This is a genomic window from Chryseobacterium jejuense (assembly GCF_900100075.1).
Taxonomy (GTDB): domain Bacteria; phylum Bacteroidota; class Bacteroidia; order Flavobacteriales; family Weeksellaceae; genus Chryseobacterium; species Chryseobacterium jejuense.
Genome location: NZ_FNEG01000006.1, coordinates 265250 through 287695, shown reverse-complemented (window position 1 = coordinate 287695; position 22446 = coordinate 265250). Strand labels below are relative to the sequence as shown.

Annotated in this window: 24 protein-coding genes; 16 read left to right on the top strand and 8 right to left on the bottom strand. The window is 35.9% G+C overall.

What is annotated here, in order from left to right:
• Positions 1-173: 173 nt before the first annotated feature.
• The 3 genes from BLS98_RS18580 to BLS98_RS18570 all read left to right on the top strand — a co-directional run bounded on the left by BLS98_RS18580 (position 174) and on the right by BLS98_RS18570 (position 3234).
• The gene (locus BLS98_RS18580) at positions 174-926 is read left to right on the top strand and encodes a DUF3575 domain-containing protein (RefSeq protein WP_228425389.1); all 753 of its coding nucleotides are present in this window, start codon (positions 174-176) and stop codon (positions 924-926) included.
• 91 nt (positions 927-1017) lie between these two features.
• Positions 1018-1923, top strand: coding sequence for a hypothetical protein (locus BLS98_RS18575; protein WP_089738243.1), 906 nt, complete (start codon positions 1018-1020; stop codon positions 1921-1923).
• Between the two features lie 18 nt (positions 1924-1941).
• Complete coding sequence (locus tag BLS98_RS18570) at positions 1942-3234, top strand: MFS transporter (protein WP_089738524.1); 1293 nt, start codon at positions 1942-1944, stop codon at positions 3232-3234.
• A gap of 58 nt (positions 3235-3292) precedes the next feature.
• On the opposite strand, the gene BLS98_RS18565 is transcribed toward BLS98_RS18570, so the two are convergent.
• A complete protein-coding gene (locus BLS98_RS18565; protein ID WP_045501046.1) occupies positions 3293-3508 on the bottom strand; it encodes a hypothetical protein in 216 nt (71 codons plus the stop codon).
• Between the two features lie 436 nt (positions 3509-3944).
• Between BLS98_RS18565 and BLS98_RS18555 the strand changes: the two genes are divergently transcribed.
• From BLS98_RS18555 to BLS98_RS18535, 5 genes are read left to right on the top strand one after another with little or no spacing between them, the layout of a single operon-like run.
• Entirely contained in the window at positions 3945-4796 is an 852-nt protein-coding gene (locus BLS98_RS18555) for an alpha/beta fold hydrolase (protein ID WP_089738239.1), read from the top strand.
• The gene (locus tag BLS98_RS18550; RefSeq protein WP_089738237.1) at positions 4796-5266 is read left to right on the top strand and encodes an RNA polymerase sigma factor; all 471 of its coding nucleotides are present in this window, start codon (positions 4796-4798) and stop codon (positions 5264-5266) included. The genes BLS98_RS18555 and BLS98_RS18550 overlap by 1 nt, the downstream gene beginning before the upstream one ends.
• Complete coding sequence (locus tag BLS98_RS18545; protein ID WP_089738234.1) at positions 5256-5846, top strand: hypothetical protein; 591 nt, start codon at positions 5256-5258, stop codon at positions 5844-5846. The genes BLS98_RS18550 and BLS98_RS18545 overlap by 11 nt, the downstream gene beginning before the upstream one ends.
• Entirely contained in the window at positions 5846-6460 is a 615-nt protein-coding gene (locus BLS98_RS18540) for a class I SAM-dependent methyltransferase (protein WP_089738232.1), read from the top strand. The genes BLS98_RS18545 and BLS98_RS18540 overlap by 1 nt, the downstream gene beginning before the upstream one ends.
• Positions 6461-6519: 59 nt before the next feature.
• On the top strand, positions 6520-8301 hold the full coding sequence (locus BLS98_RS18535; protein WP_089738230.1) for a M43 family zinc metalloprotease: 1782 nt from the start codon (positions 6520-6522) through the stop codon (positions 8299-8301).
• Positions 8302-8360: 59 nt separating this feature from the next.
• On the opposite strand, the gene BLS98_RS18530 is transcribed toward BLS98_RS18535, so the two are convergent.
• The 3 genes from BLS98_RS18530 to truA all read right to left on the bottom strand — a co-directional run bounded on the left by BLS98_RS18530 (position 8361) and on the right by truA (position 11413).
• Positions 8361-10121 (bottom strand): ABC transporter ATP-binding protein, encoded by a 1761-nt coding sequence (locus tag BLS98_RS18530; RefSeq protein ID WP_089738227.1) that lies wholly within the window; start codon positions 10119-10121, stop codon positions 8361-8363.
• A gap of 182 nt (positions 10122-10303) precedes the next feature.
• Positions 10304-10657 (bottom strand): hypothetical protein, encoded by a 354-nt coding sequence (locus BLS98_RS18525; RefSeq protein ID WP_089738226.1) that lies wholly within the window; start codon positions 10655-10657, stop codon positions 10304-10306.
• Positions 10658-10681: 24 nt separating this feature from the next.
• Complete coding sequence (gene truA / locus BLS98_RS18520; RefSeq protein ID WP_089738224.1) at positions 10682-11413, bottom strand: tRNA pseudouridine(38-40) synthase TruA; 732 nt, start codon at positions 11411-11413, stop codon at positions 10682-10684.
• Positions 11414-11520: 107 nt separating this feature from the next.
• Between truA and lpxK the strand changes: the two genes are divergently transcribed.
• From lpxK to BLS98_RS18490, 6 genes are all read left to right on the top strand, one after another.
• Positions 11521-12549: a tetraacyldisaccharide 4'-kinase gene (gene lpxK / locus BLS98_RS18515; protein ID WP_089738222.1), complete on the top strand. Its 1029-nt coding sequence runs from the start codon at positions 11521-11523 to the stop codon at positions 12547-12549.
• The gene (locus BLS98_RS18510; protein WP_089738220.1) at positions 12530-13345 is read left to right on the top strand and encodes a purine-nucleoside phosphorylase; all 816 of its coding nucleotides are present in this window, start codon (positions 12530-12532) and stop codon (positions 13343-13345) included. Before lpxK ends, BLS98_RS18510 begins: the two co-directional genes overlap by 20 nt.
• A 271-nt stretch (positions 13346-13616) precedes the next feature.
• Positions 13617-14132 carry a TlpA family protein disulfide reductase gene (locus BLS98_RS18505; protein ID WP_089738218.1) on the top strand — a complete coding sequence of 172 codons (516 nt, stop codon included), beginning with the start codon at positions 13617-13619 and terminating at the stop codon, positions 14130-14132.
• Positions 14133-14211: 79 nt separating this feature from the next.
• Positions 14212-14667: a GNAT family N-acetyltransferase gene (locus tag BLS98_RS18500; protein WP_089738216.1), complete on the top strand. Its 456-nt coding sequence runs from the start codon at positions 14212-14214 to the stop codon at positions 14665-14667.
• 174 nt (positions 14668-14841) lie between these two features.
• Positions 14842-15936: a DNA polymerase IV gene (gene dinB / locus BLS98_RS18495; protein WP_089738214.1), complete on the top strand. Its 1095-nt coding sequence runs from the start codon at positions 14842-14844 to the stop codon at positions 15934-15936.
• 48 nt (positions 15937-15984) lie between these two features.
• Complete coding sequence (locus BLS98_RS18490; RefSeq protein WP_089738212.1) at positions 15985-17457, top strand: alpha-amylase; 1473 nt, start codon at positions 15985-15987, stop codon at positions 17455-17457.
• Between the two features lie 64 nt (positions 17458-17521).
• Here the strand turns inward: BLS98_RS18490 and BLS98_RS23405 are convergent, their stop codons facing one another.
• From BLS98_RS23405 to BLS98_RS18480, 3 genes are all read right to left on the bottom strand, one after another.
• A complete protein-coding gene (locus BLS98_RS23405) occupies positions 17522-17689 on the bottom strand; it encodes a hypothetical protein (protein WP_167356252.1) in 168 nt (55 codons plus the stop codon).
• Between the two features lie 149 nt (positions 17690-17838).
• Entirely contained in the window at positions 17839-19182 is a 1344-nt protein-coding gene (locus BLS98_RS18485) for a carboxylesterase family protein (protein ID WP_089738210.1), read from the bottom strand.
• A gap of 160 nt (positions 19183-19342) precedes the next feature.
• Complete coding sequence (locus BLS98_RS18480) at positions 19343-20245, bottom strand: helix-turn-helix domain-containing protein (protein WP_089738207.1); 903 nt, start codon at positions 20243-20245, stop codon at positions 19343-19345.
• 130 nt (positions 20246-20375) lie between these two features.
• On the opposite strand from BLS98_RS18480, the gene BLS98_RS18475 reads away from it, so the two are divergent.
• Positions 20376-20780, top strand: a complete 405-nt coding sequence (locus BLS98_RS18475; RefSeq protein WP_089738204.1) for a cupin domain-containing protein — start codon at positions 20376-20378, stop codon at positions 20778-20780.
• A 36-nt stretch (positions 20781-20816) separates the two neighbouring features.
• Entirely contained in the window at positions 20817-21869 is a 1053-nt protein-coding gene (locus BLS98_RS18470) for an NAD(P)-dependent alcohol dehydrogenase (RefSeq protein ID WP_089738202.1), read from the top strand.
• Positions 21870-21922: 53 nt separating this feature from the next.
• On the opposite strand, the gene BLS98_RS18465 is transcribed toward BLS98_RS18470, so the two are convergent.
• Positions 21923-22351: a winged helix-turn-helix transcriptional regulator gene (locus BLS98_RS18465; RefSeq protein ID WP_089738200.1), complete on the bottom strand. Its 429-nt coding sequence runs from the start codon at positions 22349-22351 to the stop codon at positions 21923-21925.
• Positions 22352-22446: the final 95 nt, after the last annotated feature.

Sequence of the window (22446 nt, the reverse complement as noted above, 5' to 3'; positions counted from 1 at the left end):
TTATACTTTTAGGACAATCTATTCGTGAAATCCATTACATTGATTTTAATTTCAAAATAAAAAAGTACCACTACTATTGAGAATTCGAATATTTTTTTCTCTTATCTTTGATTATTATGTTAAATTCAGCCCGTTTTTTGCTGCTTATTGTTTTACACCTAAAATATAAGATTATGAAAAAAGTAATCCTATTCATCCCATGTCTTCTGTTTTCAGCATTGGAAGCGCAGGAGAACCCAACCCCTCCTACCGAGAAGATGAATATCATCAAGACAAATGTTACTGCTTACGCATTCAGAAATATCAATCTGTCTTATGAACGTGCTTTCAACCAATGGTTTTCCCTGAACATTGGTTTCGGAACCATGCCTGAAGGAAAAGTACCTTTTATCAATACCTTTCTGAAAGATAAAGATGAAAAAAGATTTGAAAACCTAAAGGTAAAAGCTACTAATTTCACCATTGAACCAAGGTTTTATATTGGTAAAGGCTACGGAAAAGGATTTTATTTTGCTCCTTATTACCGGTATTCTGATGTTTCTTCCAATACTTTTGATTTCTACTATGACTATAATGGCCCTGATGGAAACATGTATCAGATTCCTCTTAAAGGTCAGGGAAACACCAAAGGGAATAGCGGCGGACTTATGGTAGGAGTACAGTTTTTCCTTACCAGAAGTCAAAACCTAGTCCTTGATTTCTGGATTGCAGGTGCTCATTACGGAAGCGGAAAAGGCGATTTTACAATGACCTCAGATTATGTTCTTACTCCGGATATGCAGGCACAATTAAAAAAAGAAATAGAAAATTTAGATATTCCATTTGTAAAATATACTGTAGAGACCAATGCCAACGGAGCCAAAATAAAAGTGGATGGACCATGGGCCGGTTTTAGAAGCGGGCTTTCTGTAGGATACAGGTTTTAAAGAAATATATGAAAAAAGCAAAGCTGTTCTTTTGGAGGACAGCTTTGTTTTTGGTGAAATTTGTATATTGGCGGCATTATAGACCAAGGAAATGAAAGAATTGATAGAATTGATACAGCAAAATAAACTTGCTGAATTTAAACAGGCTTTAAAAGAGCTTGAAGAGCTCCAGATTCATGAATACCTTTATGAAATATTAGATAACAATCCTGTTGAAATCAATGAGGAAAGCTTTTCCCCTTACGGTTATCAGATCGAATTTTTAGAAGGGCTTCAACTTTATAAAGCACTTGAAAAATCTGAAATCGGTTCGGATCATTTAAAGCAATACTCTAATCTTTTGGTTCATCTGGCTTTCTTCATGAGTTCTCATGTTCAGAATCTTGCTCATGAAGCCATGAGCAAGAATACTTATCTTACAGACCTTGGGCATATATACCGTTTTAGGATTTATCCTGAGATCAGAGAAGGTATCCAGGAGCTAATCGATTCACTTAAACACAGATCCGGTGAAGAAAAAGCCATTGCCAATCTTGCGGCTGCAAAAGCCAAAGTAAGCAATTCCATAGATAATATTCTCGAAAAATATCAAATCGGAGAAGATATGCTTCAGTTTGCAGAGGCTTTTGAAAAGGTGGGTGAAACTGAAACCACTATAAAAATCCACCAGGGAATTATGAATGATTTTGAATGTGAATCGGTAAAATTAAGTTCCGGTATTATTCCTGAAATGACTCATGTGGATGATAGACCTGAAACTGAAATTGAGATTTTCAATAAAGCTAAAATTAATTTTGAAAGACTGACTGGGCAACAAGTACAGGAACCCAATCGAATTCATGTTAAAGAAAGCCGCCAGGCCGAAAAAATGACCGCATCAGCAGTAGAAACACCCCAGCCCCATAACGAATCAATACATTCTCCCCAATCTGATCGTCATTTATCTAAACCATCAGGATTACTGGATAAAGTAAAAAGATTTTTCGGTAAAAACTAATCCTTCTTAATGCTTAATATGAACTCATCCTCCATCACCACAGGCCAAAGAATCAAAGCTATTATAGGTGGTTCCATCGGAAATCTCGTAGAATGGTATGACTGGTATGCATATGCTGCATTTGCCATTTATTTTTCCAATTCTTTTTTTCCGGATTCGGATCTCAATGCTCAACTGATGAATACAGCGGGAATCTTTGCTGTAGGATTTCTTATGCGGCCTATCGGCGGTTGGCTGTTCGGAAGTATTGCCGATAAGATCGGAAGAAAAAGAGCAATGACATTATCTGTATTGTTGATGTCCTTCGGTTCCCTTCTTATTGCTCTTACTCCAACTTATAAATCCATAGGAATTTTTGCTCCGGCATTGCTGCTGCTTGCCAGATTGCTGCAGGGATTGAGTGTAGGTGGGGAATATGGTGTTTCAGCCACTTACCTCAGTGAAATGGCAACCCAGGACAGAAGAGGATTTTATTCCAGTTTTCAGTATGTAACGTTGATTGGCGGGCAACTTATTGCATTAGGCATTCAGCTTATTCTGCAGAAATTATTATTAACAGAAGCTCAACTGGAAGATTGGGGCTGGAGAATCCCTTTTGTGATTGGGGCTATGCTTTCTATTATTGCATTGTACCTACGTTCTAATCTCCATGAGACCGAAGCTTTTGAAAATAAAAAAGAAATTAATGAAAAAAAGAAAGGAACGGTAAGGGAACTTTTAAAGTATCCAAAAGCTTTACTGACAGTGGTAGGACTTACTTTAGGAGGAACACTGGCCTTTTATACCTATACCACTTATATGCAGAAATTCCTGGTTAATACGGTACACCTTACCAAGGAAGAATCTACTCTTATTTCTTTTATCTCCTTATTTATATTTGCCTGCTTGCAGCCTGTATTTGGAGGATTATCCGACAGAATCGGAAGACGTCCTCTCCTTTTAGGATTTGGTATTTTGGGAACTTTATGTACGGTTCCTCTTTTAACAGCACTCAGTACCACAACCTCCATGTGGGCAGCTTTTTTCCTCATTATGGCTGCGCTTATCATTGTAAGTGGCTATACATCTATTAATGCAGTGGTAAAGGCTGAACTTTTTCCAGCTGAGATCAGGGCTTTGGGTGTAGGGCTTCCCTATGCTATTACAGTAGCTGTTTTTGGAGGAACAGCAGAATATATTGCACTTTGGTTTAAAAAGATCGGTTCTGAGGAATATTTCTACTGGTATATTACAGGCTGTATCTTATTTTCTCTTGTGGTATATATTGGAATGAAGGATACCAAGAATTCTTCAACACTGGATAAAGATTAATCTTATAAACTCTATAAAGAAACCGGCGCTGCAGATTCTCTGCAGCGCCGGTTATATTTTAATGATAAGCCTGTTTAAATTTTTCTATGATACTGTCCAAATTATGACGTTGAACATACACAGTCTTCACCTCTTCATATCGCGGTGATTTGTAGAAAACTTCATGAAAATCCATGCTTCCGTTTCCTACTTTTACTACTTTCTGCACTTCAATATTAAGTTTTTTTAACTCGTCTTTAAAGCCTTTAAATTCATCTTCTATACTACTGCTCATTTATATTTTTTCGTTTTTCGTTAAAAATTCCATTTTTGCCTACCTACCCCATCACTTCCCGGGGTAGCGACTTAAACCTTCAATAAAATTAATAATTTTTTCAAATATAAACACCATTAAGTCATTATTTTTTTGTTTTAATCATTGAAATAACCAAAATTCAATTCATTTCACAACCCCTATTAATCACCCATCAGAGAGGAAAAACATATAAAATGTCCTAAACATCGCAGTACTCATGATTTTTATCATATTAATTCTATAAACTTTAGCAACATAAAAAATATTGATAAAAAAAATTAAATCCCCTCTTTCCTTTGCAGTAAAGGTTTTCAAAGCAGGAAAAATAATTTTCAAAAAAAAAATAAAAAAATAGTGTAACATTTTAAAAAGAGTCGTCTCTAAAAGACAAATAAACCTTAAAACTTTAGAAATCATGAAAAAATTCACATTCCTTCTTATTATCATGTTATTTTTTGCAGCAATATGTAATATATTTGGTCAGGAAAAAAAATACCCTTTTGAAGTAAAAAAATCTGGCAAGGGAAAACAGTCTTTAATTCTGATTCCCGGATTTGCTTCTTCAGGAGAGGTATGGAACGAAACAACTGCAAAGTTTGAAAAAGATTTCACCTGCTATACATTAACCATGGCAGGATTTGCAGGATCAAAACCTGATGCTGATGCCAGCTTCAAAGATTGGGAAAAAGGAATTGCTGCTTATATAAAGACTCATAAAATTGAAAAGCCCGTTATCATTGGACACAGCATGGGTGGTGGTCTTGCTTTGGCTATTGCAGCAGACTATCCTGAGCTTGTGGGGAAAATTGTGATTGTAGATACTTTGCCTTGTCTGGCAGCGATCTCCAACCCTAATTTTATGTCTAAGGAAAACAACGACTGTTCTTCAACCGTTAATAAATTTACAGCAATGACTGATGAACAATTCCGTCAAATGCAGACCCAAACTATTCCACGCCTTCTGGCAGATCCTTCTATGCAGGATACAGTGATTGACTGGAGCATGAAATCTGACAGAAAAACATTCGCTACAATGTATTGTGACTTCTCTAATACCGATCTTAGAGAAACCATCAAGAATATACAATGTCCTTCTCTTATTCTTTTGGAATCTTATTTTGCATTTATGAAACCTTCCATTGAAGCGCAGTACGTGAATCTTAAAAATGCTAATCTTCAATATTCAACAAAAGGGTTACATTTCATTATGTATGATGATAAAGAATGGTATTTCAATCAGCTTAATAACTTTTTATCTTCTAAATAATGGTGTTTGAGGATATTTACGAACTCTACTGGCAAAAGATATTCCGTCTCTGCATGGGATATGTAAATGATACTGATGTTGCTCAGGATCTTGCTCAGGAAACATTTATCATCGTTTGGCAGCAGCTCCCGAAATTCAGGAATGAATCCAGCATTGGGACATGGATCTTCAGAATTGCTTCCAACAATTGTCTCCGGCAGATTGAAAAGGAAAAAAGGTTTTCCAAAATAGATCTCCCCATTAATCTGGAAGAGAAAAAGCAGGAATCTATGGAACCTCAGATACAATTGCTGTATCAATTTATTTCAGAACTTCCGGAAACAGATAGAATTATCATCTCTCTGGAACTTGAAGAGGTAAAACAGGCAGAAATTGCTCAGATTACAGGGCTCTCAGAATCCAATATCCGGGTAAAAATTCACAGGATCAAAGAAAAATTAACTCAAAAATTTAAAAACAATGGATACTAATATCGATTTCAAAAATATCTGGAAACAGCAGACGTCTCCAAAACCTAATATAGAAGAGCTTATTAACAGACTGAAAAAGTTTAAAAATGAAAATCTTCGCAAACTGATCCTTACCAACATCCTATTGATTGCAACCTGCTTGTGTATCGCTTTTATATGGTATCATTATCAGCCTCAACTTATCAGTACAAAAATTGGAATCGTACTTGTGATTCTGGCTATGGTTGTTTTTCTGTTGGCCTACAACAGAATGTTTACAGTCTTTTATAAAATTGACAACACTCAATCCAATCATGAATACCTTCAAAATTTATATCTGGTAAAGAATCAACAAAAATTTATGCAGACCACTATGCTTAACCTGTATTTCATCATGCTGTTTTCAGGAATATGTCTTTATATGTATGAGTATACCTCAAAAATGTCATCTGTTTCGGGAATTTTGGCGTATGCTCTAACCTTGATATGGATAGGCTTCAACTGGTTTTATATCAGACCTAAAACAATAAAGAAACAAGAGGGAAAAATTGACGGATTAATTAATAAATTTGAAGAAATAAATAATCAGTTAAAAGACTAATGAATTCTTCCAACAATAAAAACCACTGGGAAAATGTGTATGAGACTAAAAATCCGGATCAGGTAAGCTGGACTCAGAAAAAACCTCAGACTTCTCTCAATTTTATCAATTCCTTCGGATTGGGAAAAGAAGCTAAAATCATAGACATTGGTGGCGGAGACAGCAATCTTGTTGACTTTCTGCTTGAAGAAGGCTATGAAAACATTACCGTGTTGGATATTTCTGCCAAAGCTTTGGAAAAGGCTCAACAAAGACTCGGAAACAAAGCAGATAAAGTAAAATGGATTGCTACAGATATTACAACCTTTGAGCCTACTGAATCCTATGATATCTGGCATGACAGGGCGGCCTTCCATTTTCTAACAACTCAAGAACAAATCGCGAAATACATTGATATTGCAGACAAAAATATAAACAGCTTTATGGTTCTGGGTACGTTCTCTAAAAACGGTCCCACCAAATGCAGTGGTCTGGATATTCAGCAATATGATGAGGAATCTATTTCTGAAAAATTCAGACAAGGTTTTGAAAAAATACAGTATACTACTGAAGACCATACTACTCCTTTCGAGACAACTCAAAATTTTATTTTTTGCAGCTTTAAAAAGCGCTGATCTTTATAAGTTTTTTTATTTATTTTTGGCGGATAAAACAACACTTAAAATAAATAACTTTGAAAAAACTATTATTTCTGCTTGTTACAGCAAGCTTATCTTCTAATTTTTATTCACAAAATGTAGAAATTCTAGAGTGTGGAACTGATGAATTAATGAGAAAACATTATGCAAAGTTCCCGAACGAAAAGATCCAGGATGATGCCTTCAACCTGGAATTATCCAAAATGATAAAAACCGGGAAACTGGCTGCTAAAAATGGTCAGAACCAGGTATATGAAATTCCTATCGTTGTGCATGTTGTAGGAGATGGGAGCCCAATAGGAAATGTTAATAACAAGTCTGATGCAGATATTATTGCCTGGGTAAATTATACCAATGGTGTTTTTGCAGGCAACGCATCCAGTGGAATGGCTGCTACAAGCTCTGCATTACCTGTAAAATTCGTTTTTGCGAAGATAGATCCTAATTGTAATCCAACCAATGGAATCAATAGGATTGATGCTTCAGCCCTTCCAAAATATGTAAGTGGCGGAGTAAATGATGACAACACAACCAATGCAGTCCTTGCAACAGAAATCACTGCCATGGGGCAATGGGACACCAGCAAATATTACAATATCTATGTTGTAAAAAAGCTGACTTCAAGTGCAGGAGCATTGAATGGATATGCTTATTATCCAGGGGGAAGCAATGATTATTCTTTTATGGCAACCAGTGCTTCAGCAGTGAATGCACAGACGCTGGCTCACGAATTTGGTCATGCTTTAGGTTTAAGACATACTCACGAAGGGTATAATGCTACCACAGGAGACTGCCCTGTAAATACCGACTGTACTATAAATGGTGATTTGGTATGTGACACGGAACCTATGAAAAGTCTTTACCACTCTTCTGTTCCAAGAAACTGTCAAACTGGGCAAATCAATCCATGTACAAGCCAAATATATGCTGGTGGAGAAAGAAATGTAATGGCATATACTTTTTGCTTTAGAGATTTGTTTACACAGGGACAAACAGATCGTGCAACAGCACAACTTCTTAAGTTCAGACAATCCTTAATTAACTCTCCGGTTGCTGCCAATACAACCCCTAACAATAATGTATCTCTTACCAGTGCTTGTACTCCAACAACAATAAGTACTCCTGGAAGTTATAATATAGGAATCACTTCAGTAAAGTTCGGAAGTATTAATAACTCCTCCAACAATTACAAACAGGCTATCAATAATTTCTATGAAAACTTTACAGGAAATTACTGTCTGGGGACTAGTAAAACAACAATTCCTAACAATACGGCAACCACAATCACTGTTGCTCCGGGAACAAGCAATAACCACACTATAAAAGCATATATTGACTACAACAATGATGGTCAGTTTGATGAAACTACAGAGCTTATTTTGAACCAAACAGGAGTAGCGACTGGTTCATTGGCTACCGCTTCTGTAACCCCTCCATCCAATGCTGTATTGAATACACCTTTAAGAATGAGGGTTATTGGTGATGCAGGTATCGTCATTACATCATGTTACACCCCAAAATATGGGCAAGTAGAAGATTATTCTGTAACCATAGTACCACAGGCATCATTAGCTGTAAACGATGTGGCTTCAAAGAATAATTCATTCATCACCAAGGATGAAAGTTCAGTGTATGTAAAAAGTGATTCTAAAATTTCTTCATTACATATCTATGATGCATCAGGAAAATTATTGGTTGACAAAGCTGGTATTAATACTTCAGAATTCAGATTACCAATCAATCAAAAGAATACCATCATCACAGTGAATGTAGTGCTAAAGGATGGAAAGGTCATGACCAAAAAATTACAATTCTAATTCCTTCAATAACAAAAAAGAGAGCTTTAAGCTCTCTTTTTTTTATGGTTTTAAATCTCTTATTTTGATTCTTTTTCTTCTTCCAGTTCTACTTCATGACGCAGCTGGGCTTTATATAAAGTAGCATAATATCCGTTCCTATCTAAAAGCTCCAAATGCTTTCCTTCTTCTACGATTTTACCATGCTCCATCACAATGATCTTATCTGCTTTTTCAATCGTGGAAAGCCTATGAGCAATAATGATAGACGTTCTGTTTTTAGTGATTTTTTCTGTAGCTCTCTGGATCAGTTTTTCACTTTCATGGTCAATGGAAGAAGTTGCTTCATCCAGAATCAGAATTTTAGGATCAGAAAGATAAGCTCTCAGGAATGACAATAATTGTCTCTGACCTAAAGAAATAGATGAGCCTCTCTCACTCACAACATAATCATAGCCCCCCGGAAGCTGTTCAATAAACTGATCTACTTCAATCTCTTTAGCCCCAGCCTTTATTTTTTCAAGGGTAATACTATCATCACCGAAAGCAAGGTTTTCAAAAATACTTCCATGGAAAAGGAATACATCCTGCAATACGACTCCGATGTGGCTTCTCAAATTATACAATTCATAGTCTTTCAAATCCACATCATCGATAAGGATATTTCCTGAATTGATATCATAAAGCCTTGTAATCAAACTAATAATCGTAGATTTCCCGGCTCCGGTAGCTCCTACAATGGCAACAGTTTCTCCTGGATTTACCTTAAAGTCAATACCTTTCAATACTTCCTGTTTTTCGTCATAGGCAAAATGTACTTTCTGGAATTCAATTTTACCGGCAAAGTGATCTTTTTTCACAGTCCCCGTATTGGTCATTGAATTTTCTTCATCCATTAATCCTAATACTCTTTCTGCCCCTACAATTCCTCTCTGGATATTATTGAAACGGTCTGCAATCTGTCTTAATGGACGAATAAGCATTGAAATATACTGAATAAAAGCAATCACCACCCCGGCACTGATCGTAATATATCCACCATAAAAAAGGATAAACCCTATGAATAGTGAAGAAATAAGTTCTACTACCGGAAAGAATAATGAAAAGATAAAAACAGTTCTCAACAATGCTCCTTTCAGGGTAATATTGATATCATCAAATTTTTTAAATTCAGATTCCTGTCTGTTGAATACCTGAATAATTGACATTCCCGCCAGTCTTTCCTGTACAAATGAATTTTGTGTAGAAGTCCAATTCCTTTCGTCTCCAAAAGCTTTCTTCAGTCTTTTTTGGAAGAATCTGGTAATCATAACCATTAAAGGCAGAATGGCCAATGTAATATAACTTAGGTGAACATTCGTATTGAACATCATGATCAAAACAAATACAATTCTCAGAATATCTCCGAAAACCATCAGGAAACCGTCTGTATAAACGGTAGCAATTGTTTCCACATCCCCTACGGCACGGGTTACCAATTGACCAATAGGCGTTTTATCAAAAAATGATGTTTTGAAATAAATCAGTTTGGAATATAACCTTTCACGGATGTCACGAATAACATTCTGTGAAATAAAATTAGAGAAATAAACCAGGAAAAAGTTCAGAATCGTTTCCGCAAATACCAATCCTACAAGGATGTAGATATGCTTCATCATCACAGCTTTATCCTGCAGTTTTGTGATATCGTTATCTACAACTTCCATGGTAAGATATGGTCTGTAAGTAGAAACAATTGAAAGTATGACGGAGATGATTAAGGTAAGGATGAACCAAGAACGAAATTTCATTCCGATAAAGAACAGCCTTTTAACAATTCCCCAGGTATCTTGTTTTTTCATTATACGAATAGAAGAAAAGAATTAAAATTCTATGCAAAAATAAGATTTTATAAGTTGTCTACCTGTACAACTTTTATAAATCACCATAGAAAATATAAGATATCTATCATTTACAGAATGAATATCTTTTGTAGATAACGTTGTTTGTACTGAGGTTATTCAAACATTAAAAAAACTTATTTTTATTTTTGTGAATCTTCAGAAGCTTCCCCTATTTTCTGAATCTCAATAGACGGCTTTTTCAGATTTTCTTTACTATATTTTTGCTCAAGAAGCAGATAAACTCCCCAAACAGCCAACAGAGAAATTAACCAGCCCACAAGATTAGCTGCAGAAAACCCTGTATAATTCATATTATTTGCAGCATTCGGATCTGTAGAAGCTAAGTAAACTCCGTAAGACATCCCCAAAACAATCTGAGTACCCAGATAAACTCCAATAGCTAAAAGTCCCAGCTGCCATTTTACTTTTCCAAACTTTTCTGCTAAACGTGCATAATAGCGGTAGGCTCCAATAAGAATAAAAATTGATAACATGATTATAATTTTTTTAGTTTTTATTTAAAATTCATAGCCTACATCCACCAGATATAATCCGTGGGCAGGAGCAGAAGTTCCGGCAGCATTACGATTTTTATCCTCAATAACTTTTCGCATATCTTCAGGCTTCAGTTTTCCGGTACCTATTTCTACCATAGTTCCAACAATAGCACGAACCATATTTCTCAGAAAACGATTAGCCGAAACCGTAAACATCAATTCCGTTCCATTCTGTTCCCATTCTGCTTTATACATTTTGCAGATATTCGTTTTATTGTCAGTTTTTAATTTGGCAAAACTTGTAAAATCTTCATATTCGAAAAGAATTTTACAGGCTTCATTCATTTTATCAATATCCAGAGGCCTTTTCCAGTGCTGCCAGGCAGATTCCTGAGTAAACGGATTTTTCGATAGGGAAATATAGTATTCATACGTTCGGTACGTGGCATCAAAACGGGCATGAAAATCATCTTTCACCTTAAAAATTCTGTTGATGGAAATATCCGGTGGAAGAAAACTATTCAACCTTCGTGGAAGCTCATCGCTCAGCTCATGATCCGTATCAAAGTGTGCAAATATTTTTTTGGCATGAACACCGGTGTCTGTTCTTCCGGCCCCTGTTGTTTTAATTTCTTCTCTTAAAATGGTGGAAAGTGCTTTTTCCAATTCTTCCTGCACAGAAATCGCGTCCGGCTGTATCTGATAGCCGAAATAATTCTTTCCGTTGTAAGAAAATTCTATAAAGTATCTCAAAGTATTATTATAACTCCACAAAAATACTTTAATTTAACAAATATTTGTTGAAAAGTCTTTGAGAATATTACTCCAGTACTTATGAAAATTCCTATTTTTGCATTCGTATGAAAAGATGGTACCTTTATCCTTTTTCCCTTGCTTATCATATGGTAACGGGTATCCGAAACACAATGTATGATCTGGGGATTTTTAAATCGACAAAATTCAAGACACCGATAATCAATGTCGGGAATCTTTCTGTGGGCGGAAGTGGAAAATCGCCAATGGTGATGTATCTTGCTCAGTTTTTATCCAAACATTACAGAACCGGAGTCCTGTCACGAGGCTACGGAAGGCTTACCAAAGGCTATGAGGTAACGAATTATGAAAGCAATTACAAAATTGTAGGTGATGAAGCGATGCAGCTTTTTGAACGTTTCAAAAACCGTTTTGTCATTGCTGTTTCAGAAGAACGTGTTCCCGGAGCTAAAAAAGTGATCGAAGATATGGATCTTGGAGCCCTGATATTGGATGATGCTATGCAGCACCGTGCCATTAAAGCAGGATTCAACATTTTGATGACCGATTTTAACGATCCGTTTTTTAAAGACTACCTTCTTCCTGCCGGAGATCTTAGAGAATCCAGAGCCGGAGCTAAGAGAGCAGACATCATTATGGTCAGCAAATGCCCTGATGAACTGACAGAGGAAACCAAAAGGTATTATATTTCAAGGATCAGACCTTCTTATAACCAAAAAGTATTCTTTTCATCCATTAGTTATGATGAGAATGTATACGGAAAAGATAAAATGCTTCCGGATAACAACCTGAACTATTACGATATTTTATTAATTACCGGAATTGCAAATCCTAAACCGCTTCTGGAACATTTAGCAAAATTCTCGAAAAGAGTTACCCATTTAAAATTTAGGGATCATCATAGTTTCACGGATGATGATATTAAAAAAATCCTTGCAGAGTATAAAAAATTAGGCGAATATAAACTGATATTAACCACAGAGAAAGATTATGTTCGTCTGAAAACTTTTGACTATCTTAGAGAAATTGTTTACTACTGGCCTATCAATGTTATTATTGATAAGAAGGAAGAATTCAATCAAATCATCTTAGATTATGTTAGAAAAAATTCATGAGACAGCTGATTTCATTAGAAATATCATTCAGGACACTCCTGATTTTGCTGTTGTTTTAGGATCCGGACTTGGAAAATTGCAGAATGAAGTAGAACCGATCCATGTTTTAGAGTACAAAGACATCCCTAATTTTCCACAGACCACAGTAGCTGGTCACACCGGAAAACTTATCTACGGAATTCTGGAAGGAAAAAAAGTACTGATGATGAGTGGCCGTTTTCATTATTATGAAGGACATTCTATGGAAACTGTAACTTTTCCTATCAGAGTTTTTCATTTACTGGGCATTAAAAATCTTGCTCTTTCCAATGCATGTGGTGGAGTAAATCCTGATTATAATATTGCAGACATCGTTATTTTAAAGGATCACATTAATATGATGCCTGAACATCCGCTGCGTGGAAAAAATATCGATGAGCTTGGACCACGCTTTGTGGATATGAGTGAGCCTTACAACAAAAAAATGATTGCTACAGCAGAACAAACTGCTGCAGAAAATAATATTAAAATCCATCAGGGAATCTACGTTGCCCTGCAAGGCCCTACTTTTGAAACTCCAGCCGAATACGGAATGATTAAAGCCATTGGCGGTGATATGGTAGGAATGAGCACCGTTCCTGAAGTAATTGCTGCCAGACACATGGGCATGGATGTATTCTGTATTTCTGTTATTACTGATCTTGGCGGCCCGGATATCGCTTTCGCTGTTTCTCACGAAGAAGTTTTGAATGCTGCCAATAAAGCCATGCCGAATGTTATTGCAGTGGTAAAAGGCTTGATTAGAAACTACCAATAGAAATACCTTTTTCAATCACAAAAAATATTAGAAAAATTATAGCCGCGAATTCACGAATAAAAAATAATTCGTGCATTCGTGGCAAAAAAATCATCTCTGTAAAAGCATCGTATTATAAACAAATAATCTGTATATTTACTTCTTCACATCCAGTTTCAGCATCTATACTGCATTCATAGAAATTGTCAATAATATAAATTTTTCCTAATTCATAAAAAATCAATCTCAGATTGCAACACATTCCTTAGTTTTGTGTAAATGAAATTGTAAAATGAGAAAGTTGTTATTAATTTTTATGGTAGGTCTTTTTAGCTTGAGCTATTCACAAAAGGTTCCTACTGCTCTTAAAACCGGATTTTCCAAAGAAGCACTAAAGCAGAAACTGGAAGATGAGGAAGGAAAAACAATTACCATCCAGGAAATTCTGGATCAGCATAAAGGAAAAGTTTTGGTGATCGACTTCTGGGCCGGATGGTGTAGAGACTGTCTTCAGGCGCTTCCAAAAGCTGAAATTCTAGAAAAAAACAACCCTAATGTTAACTTTGTTTTCCTATCTCTGGAAAGATCTAAAGAAGGATTCGATAAGAGCCTTGTAAGATTCAATATGAAGGAAAAGGACAACTATTGGTTTGCATCAGGCTGGAAAAATGATTTCAATAATTATGTGGATCTGAACTGGATTCCAAGATATATGATTATTGATCAGAAATCTTCTATTGCAAAATATTATGCTATTTCTCCGGAAGATCCTGAGATTCAGCAGACCATAGATAATCTTTTAAAATAATTTTAAAACATCAAAAAACCTTGAAGTTTAAACATTCTATAAAAAGTGGAATGTTTAAACTTTACTTATTTTTCACACCATGATCACAAGAGAAGCCACAGAACAGGATTTAGAAATTCTTTTAACATTTGAGCAGGGAATTGTTTCTGCAGAAAGACCTTTTAACAGCACCTTTATTGACGGTGAAATTCATTATTATGATCTGAATAAATTTATACAGTCTCCAGATGCAACTTTACTTGTTGTAGAAAACAATGAGGAAATTGTTGCTTCCGGTTATGCACTGATCAAAAATTCTGAAAAAGATTATAATAACTTTAAAAGCTACGCCTATCTAGGATTTATGTATGTAAAGCCTGAATACAGAGGAAAAGGAATTAATAAAATAATTACTGACGAACTCATCAATTGGGCAAAGTCAAGAAATATCTCAGAAATAAGACTGGATGTTTATGCTGAAAATGAATCTGCTGTAAAAGCATATGAAAAAGCAGGTTTCGAACCTCATCTTCTCACCATGAGACTGAAAGCGTAAGAAGCAGCAGGAGACTGGAAGATGGAAGTAATATAAATGTTGTTCATTACTACTCTACCTTTTAATCACTTTATCAATAAATTGGTTATAGCTTTTCGCACTGACCTCATGAACTACCCAAGTTTCCCTTCTACAAAAGCATCGCATCAATACAGGAATCCATATCTTTGTGATATGGATTTCTCTTTGCCGCTTCGTAAAATTATTCACGTAGATATGGATGCATTTTATGCCTCCGTAGAGCAGCATGACAATCCTGCATTGAAAGGAAAAGCGATTGCTGTAGGTGGCCAGCACCGTGGTGTAGTGGCTGCAGCAAGTTATGAAGCCCGAAAATATGGTGTCCGCTCTGCTATGCCCAGTAAAACAGCCAAAGAGAAATGTCCGGATCTGATCTTTGTTCCGCCTCGTTTTGCCCGATATAAGGAGATTTCAAAAATGATTCGTGAGATCTTTTATGAGTACACTGATCTGGTAGAACCGCTGTCTTTGGATGAGGCTTACCTTGATGTTACTGAAAATAAAAAAGAAATAGAATCTGCCAATCAGATTGCAAGAGAGATCCGTCAGAAAATATTTGAGAAAACAGGCTTAACCGCCTCTGCAGGAATTTCTGTGAATAAGTTTTTAGCCAAAGTAGCTTCTGATATTAATAAACCCAATGGACAGAAGACCATCCATCCTGATAAAATGGAAAGTTTCCTTGAAGAATTACCTGTGGAAAAGTTTTATGGAGTGGGAAAGGTTACAGCCAACAAAATGTTTAGTTTAGGTATTTATAAGGGTAAAGATTTAAAGAAAAGATCGCTGGAGGATCTGGTAAGAATTTTCGGAAAATCCGGAAAGCATTATTACAATGTGGTTCGTGGTATCCATACTTCTGAAGTGAAACCTCATCGGATTCAGAAAAGTGTAGCCGTAGAAAGAACTTTTTTTGAAGATCTTTTTGATGAACAGCAAATCAATGAAAAACTGGAAAGCCTGAGTGAAGAACTTCATCAACGTTTACAGAAAAACAATATTCTCGGAAGAACTTTAACCTTAAAAATTAAGTATAAAGATTTCTCGCTTTTTACAAGAAGTATTACCAGAGAAGAGTATTTTACCTCTCCGGAAGAATATTTCAATACCGGAAAAAGACTTTGGGATCTGCGTCCTTTTGATAAAGCAGTTCGCTTGCTAGGGTTGTCTCTTTCCCAGCTGAATACGGAAGAAAAAAAACTCGTTTCCGTTCAACTAAAAATCCCGTTTAAAGAATTCGAAAACTAAAAGGTTATATTTTTTCGCTAACTTGTATTCACCAAATCAGCAAATTATATGAACCCAACAATGATTCAGTTTTTCCACTGGTATTCTGAAGGTGATGCAAAACTATGGAAAGAAGCCGAAAAACAGGCCAAATATCTGGCTAAGCTGGGAATAACTTCTGTATGGTTTCCTCCTGCCTATAAAGGAACCAATGGTGGATATTCGGTAGGCTATGATACTTATGATCTCTATGACCTTGGTGAATTTGACCAGAAAGGAACCACCCCAACTAAATATGGTACTAAAAAAGAGTATTTAAAAGCCATCAGTGCTTTTAAAAAACAAAATATAGGAATCATTGTAGATATTGTACTGGGCCATAAGGCGGGTGGCGATGAACTGGAAAAATTCAAAGCTGTAAAGGTGGATGAGGACAACAGAGAAAAAGTGATTTCCGATGTTCTGGAAATAGAATCCTATACCAAATTTACGTTTCCCGGAAGAGGTAAAAAATATTCTGATTTTGAATGGAATTTCACGTGCTTCAGTGGCGTAGACTATGCGGAAGGGATGGAATCTCATATTTATAAAATTCAATCTGAATATGGTGACGATTGGGAGGAAATGATTCATGATGAGAAAGGAAATTATGATTACCTGATGTATAATGATATTGAACACAGGAATCCTTTTGTACGGGAAGAACTTAATACCTGGGCTAAATGGTATTTTGACGAAACCGATTTTGATGGAGTTCGTCTTGATGCCTTAAAACATATTTCTTTTGATTTTTACAAGGAATGGCTTACCCTACTCCGCTCCAATTCTGAGAAAAATATTTTTGCCGTGGGTGAATATTGGGCTCCCGGATATCTTCATCTGCTTCAAAAGTATATTGAAGTAACAGAAGGCTGTATGAGTCTTTTTGACAGCTCATTGCAGAATAATTTTCATAATGCATCCAAAGAAGGTGCTTCTTATGACCTCAGAAAAATTTTTGACGAGACTCTTACGCAAGCTGATCCACTCCATGCCGTAAGTCTTGTTGCCAATCATGATACGCAACCGCTTCAGGCTCTTGAAGCTCCGGTAGATCCTTGGTTCAAGCCCATTGCCTATGCTTTGATTTTATTGCGAAAAGATGGGTATCCATGTATTTTTTATCCGGATTTGTATGGGGCTCATTATATTGATAAAGACAGAGAAGGAAATGATCAGGAAATATTTATGCCGAAAATAGATGGTATTGAAGAACTTTTAAAAGCCAGAAAAGATTATGCTTATGGTGAACAACATGATTACTTTGAGGATGCCAACTGTATCGGATGGGTACGTAATGGAGATGATCTCCATTCAGGATGTGCCGTAGTGCTCAGCAACAAGGATTCTTATCATAAACCTATGGAAGTCGGAAAACATTTTGCAGGGAAAAAGTTTAAAGATCTATTAAAAAGGTTCAAAAATAAAGTAACCATTGATGAAAACGGTTGGGGAGATTTCCCGGTTCCTGCTGGAAATGTAAGCGTCTGGATTCCTGAATAAAAGTAAATAAAATATAAAAGCGTACATCAGTGATGTACGCTTTATTTTTATTAACAATCGAATATTAGCACTTAATGCCACGGCAGCTCCATGGATCCTGAGCCCACTCACAACAGTAATTGTCTTCGTTATAAAAACAGCATACTCTGTCTCTGATGATGATTCCTCCTTTTAAGTGTTTAAGTTCCTCTCTGTTAATTTTTCTTGCGTTTTGAAGTTTTGTTGATTTCATAGTTTAATGTTTTAGAATTTGGTTTTATAAATATAACAAAAAAACTTCATTACAATTCATAATCAACTATAAAACAATCAAATAAGATAATTGAATTATCAAAATAAACACAATCACGTTAAAATCAAGAAGTATTTTCTCACATTAATTTACAATTCTATTTTTTCTATTTTTAGAATTTCCGGTCGTTCCAATTGATTTGAAATCTTTCCGGTTCTGGCAAATTCTGCCCATAACGCTCTGAGTTTTATTCCATGTTCATGAAGGCGTTCCCAAGGAATATTTTTCAGCATTTCTGAGGATTTCCAAGCTGATTCGTTGCCGAAAATTAACGGAAGATCAATACAATGAGGAGCTCCAATAGCATTTTCCTTTAGGTTGGAATGTATTCTGAATAAATAGACATTTCCGCCTCCTTTTGCATGGTTTTCTGCAAATTGTCTGGCTGGAGTTCCATAGATAAATTCTGTAGTTTTTTCAACCGTTTTATCCATGATTTTCAGTCCCCACCCTTTTCCAAAGTATTTATTTAAAGCTTCTGAAGTTTTGAGATAAAATGCAGTCTCATCATTGTTTAAGCCAATCAGCACATCATATTTTTTTGCATTTTCTCTCCATTTTTCAACAGATTCTTCTTCCTTGCATAAAGGCGGAAATCCATACTGAGTTCCAAAGGGCATGGCTGCTTTCAAACCATATTTTATGACAGATGGAACAAATTTTCCATAATCATCCATCATCTTATAAACATCAACCTCATCCTTAATCTCTTCTGTTTTCTTCAAAAACTCAGCCGACATTTTCTGTCTTTTATGACGTAATCCCAAAGGTGCACTCTGAATAATAACTCTTTGAAACAATCCATCAACTCCTTCTGATATCATCAAATGAGCAATTGCATCACCACCTGAAGATTGACCAAGCAGGGTAACATTTTCAGGATGTCCTCCAAAGTCTGAAATATTGGTTTTGATCCATTTCAAAGCCTCAATCATATCCAATAGTCCTAAATTAGGAGGTCTTTTTTCATCACCGCCTAAAAAACCAAAGAGCCCGAGGCGATAGGAAACCGTCACCACAATAATATTTTGTTCTTTTACCCATTCGGCAGGATCTGCAGTAGGAAGATCTCCACATCCAATTTCATGGGAGCCACCATGGATCCAGACAACTACCGGAAGGTTTTCTTTTTCACTTATATTTTCAGGAAAGGTTATAGAAAGGTATTGAGTAGATTCATCCGGCTCAAATTCTTCAACAGGAGTTCTGCCAATCATTTTTTCCACAAGCGGACTGAGTTTTTGTGGACAAACCGGAATTTTATCCTGAAACCTGCTGTCAAAAACAAAATGCTCTACAGGAACAGGTTCTTGAAATCTTTCGGAACGGGCATACCGAATACTTTTTGCCCTGATGACTCCATTTTTTTTGAATGCTGTAATTTTTCCAAATTTGGTATTGAGAACCACTGTTTCTATATGTTGTGAGCTCATTTTTTAAACTGTAAAAACTTTACATTAAAGATAATTCTGTTTTTTGTAAATAAAAAATTTATATGCCTAATTAAACACTAATCTCACTAATAAAAGCACTAATTTCCACAAATAAATTCGTGTCTCTTGTGAAAAACATTTGTGATATTGGTGTTTACACTCAATTCAAAGTTTTGTATTCACTTGGGGAAATTCCGACTTTGGTTTTGAATAATCTGGTAAAGTGCTGCGGATATTTAAAGCCTAGATCGTAAGAAATTTCACTGATGGATTTTCCCTGATCTAAAATTTGTTCTTTAGCTATATCTATCAATTTATTGTGGATCAGTTCCTGTGGAGAAATTCCTAATTCTTTTTTGATAAGATCTCCGAAATAATTCGCTGAAAGGTTCAGCTTTTCTGCAAAGTAATTCACCATCGGAAAACCTATATTTTTAGGATTATCTGACTTCAGATAATCATCAACAAGGTTTTCAAATTTCCCAATCACTCCCTGATTGATATGATCCCTGGTGATAAACTGGCGGTCATAAAAACGCATGCAGTAATTAAGAAACAGTTCAATATTATTTACAATTAACGACTTACTGTGCTTGTCAATAGACTGTTCAAGCTCATGTTTTATATTTTTAAAACAGTCCAGAATAATTTCTCTTTCTTTTTCTGAAAGGTGTAATGCTTCATGCACATCATAGGAAAAGAAATTATAATCTTTTATATTTTTTCCAAGATTGGTTCCTTTTAAAAGATCAGGATGAAAAATCAATGCAAAACCTGCCGGCTGAACAGATTTTCCTTGATTGTAAATTCCATACGTCTGCCCGGGAGCAATGAAAACCAATGTTCCTTCCTGATAATCATAACTGTGTTTTCCATACTGCATGTCTCCACACATCACATCTTTCAGAAAAACGGTATAAAAACCAAATTTCCTTCTGTATTGACAGATAGGATCTGATTTGGAAAAATCAATCACATTCACCAACGGATGCAATGTTTCATGATTGGCCATTTTATTATATTCTGAAACGCTGTTATAGATTTCAACCTCCTGATTTTCCATGAAGTATATTTTTTTACCATTCAAAATTACCAATTTCCAACATAACAGATATCGTGTATGTAAAATTGGTAAGTAATTCGGTAATCTGTATAAGTTAATTTTACCGGAAAGTTTCGAATTTTGTACCGTTATGGAAACTTTTAATACCAATATTTTTCCAAGGGGCGAAAAGGCTCCTTCAGATTATTTTTCAGGAGGGACAGCCTGGGTTCAGATCCTGAAACCTAATGAAGATCAGCTGAACTGTCAGATCGGAAATGTAATCTTTGAACCCGGATGCAGAAATAACTGGCATTCTCACGGAGGCGGACAGATTTTAATCGTAACTTCAGGAACCGGTTATTATCAGGAAAAAGGAAAGCCTGCACAGGTCTTACATCCCGGAGATATTGTTAATATTCTTCCGAATATCATCCATTGGCATGGTGCAGCTCCTGACAGTGAATTCGTACATGTGGCCATTAACCCCAATACACAAAACGGAATTGTGGAGTGGCTGGAACCTGTAACGGATGAAGAGTATAACAATTTATAACACCAACTTATTAATTTAAATAAAATAAATAATCAAATGAGCACATTTACAGTAAAAGCTTATGGGGCTGAGTCCACCACAGCAGATCTGAAAGAAATGAATATTGAAAGAAGAGAGGTTACTTCCAAAGATGTAGAAATTGAAATTCTATATTGTGGAGTATGCCATTCTGACCTTCATACCGCAAGAAACGACTGGGGCGGAACTATCTACCCTGCTGTTCCCGGACATGAAATTGTAGGAAGAATTACAAAAGTAGGAAGTGAGGTGTCCAAATTTAAAGTAGGTGATCTTGCAGGTGTAGGATGTATCGTAGATTCTTGTGGACACTGCAACAGCTGTCAGCATGATCTTGAACAATATTGTGAAAACGGATTCACCGGAACTTATAATGGGAAGGATAAGCACACAGGAGGTCATACTTTCGGTGGTTATTCCCAAAAAGTAGTGGTAGATTCTCATCACGTATTAAAAGTGCCTGAAAACCTTGATCCTGCTGCTGTAGCACCGCTTCTTTGCGCAGGAATTACAACATGGTCACCTTTGAGACACTGGAATGTAGGTCCGAATTCTAAAGTAGCTGTTGTTGGTTTAGGCGGATTGGGACATATGGCCATTAAACTTGCCAAAGGTTTGGGTGCTGAAGTGACTTTATTTTCAAGAACTCCCGGAAAAACAGAGGATGCTAAACAATTAGGAGCTGATCATGTTATTATTTCCACGGATGAAGAACAGATGAAGTCTGTAAAAGGAAAATTTGACGTGATTATTGATACGGTTCCTTATGTACATGATGTAAACCCTTATGTTACGACTTTAAATATCAGCGGAACTCATGTTCTTGTAGGATATTTAGGAGGATTGGAGCCTATTTTGAATACCGTACCTATGATTCTGGGAAGAAAATCAGTGGCAGGATCTGTAATTGGTGGTATAGCTGAAACTCAGGAATTATTAGATTTCTGTGGGGAACATAATATTGTTTCGGAAATTGAGATGATTAAGATGCAGAATATTAATGAAGCGTATGAAAGAATGCTGAAAAGCGATGTGAGATACCGTTTCGTGATTGATATGCAATCATTATAATTTATCTTTAGGATATCATAAAAAGAGGTTCTTCAGCTGGAAGAACCTCTTTTTTATTGTTTAAGATTTTGGCTAAAACCGTTCTGATTTTTATCGATCATATACCTATTTCCATCAGCACATTTGTTATCATTCCTTTCCATGTCTTGAAAAGCCCATGCTGCCATTGCATCAATAACAGGAGCCAGTTCATTGCCGGCTTCACTCAGCTTATAGGTAACATGAGGTGGCACTACAGGTTTTGCAGTTCTTATGATGAGACCATCTGATTCCAATTGTTTAAGATGTTGGATCAGCATTTTTTCCGTTACTGCAGGAATTGCTTTTTTCAATTCACTGTATCTTTTTTCTCCAGTGGAAAGATTAAACAAGATAATGGGTTTCCAGAATCCGCCAATTCTTTCCATGACATACATTACAGGACAATCCTGTACGATCTTCTTATTCTCCTGAATGGTGGAACTTTCTTTGATTGCTGCCATAGTTACATACTTTAGGGTAAGTACTTGTATAAAAGTAAGTACAAATATAACTTTGTATCAGGAAATAAAAAAATATTTATCATGAAATCGCAACT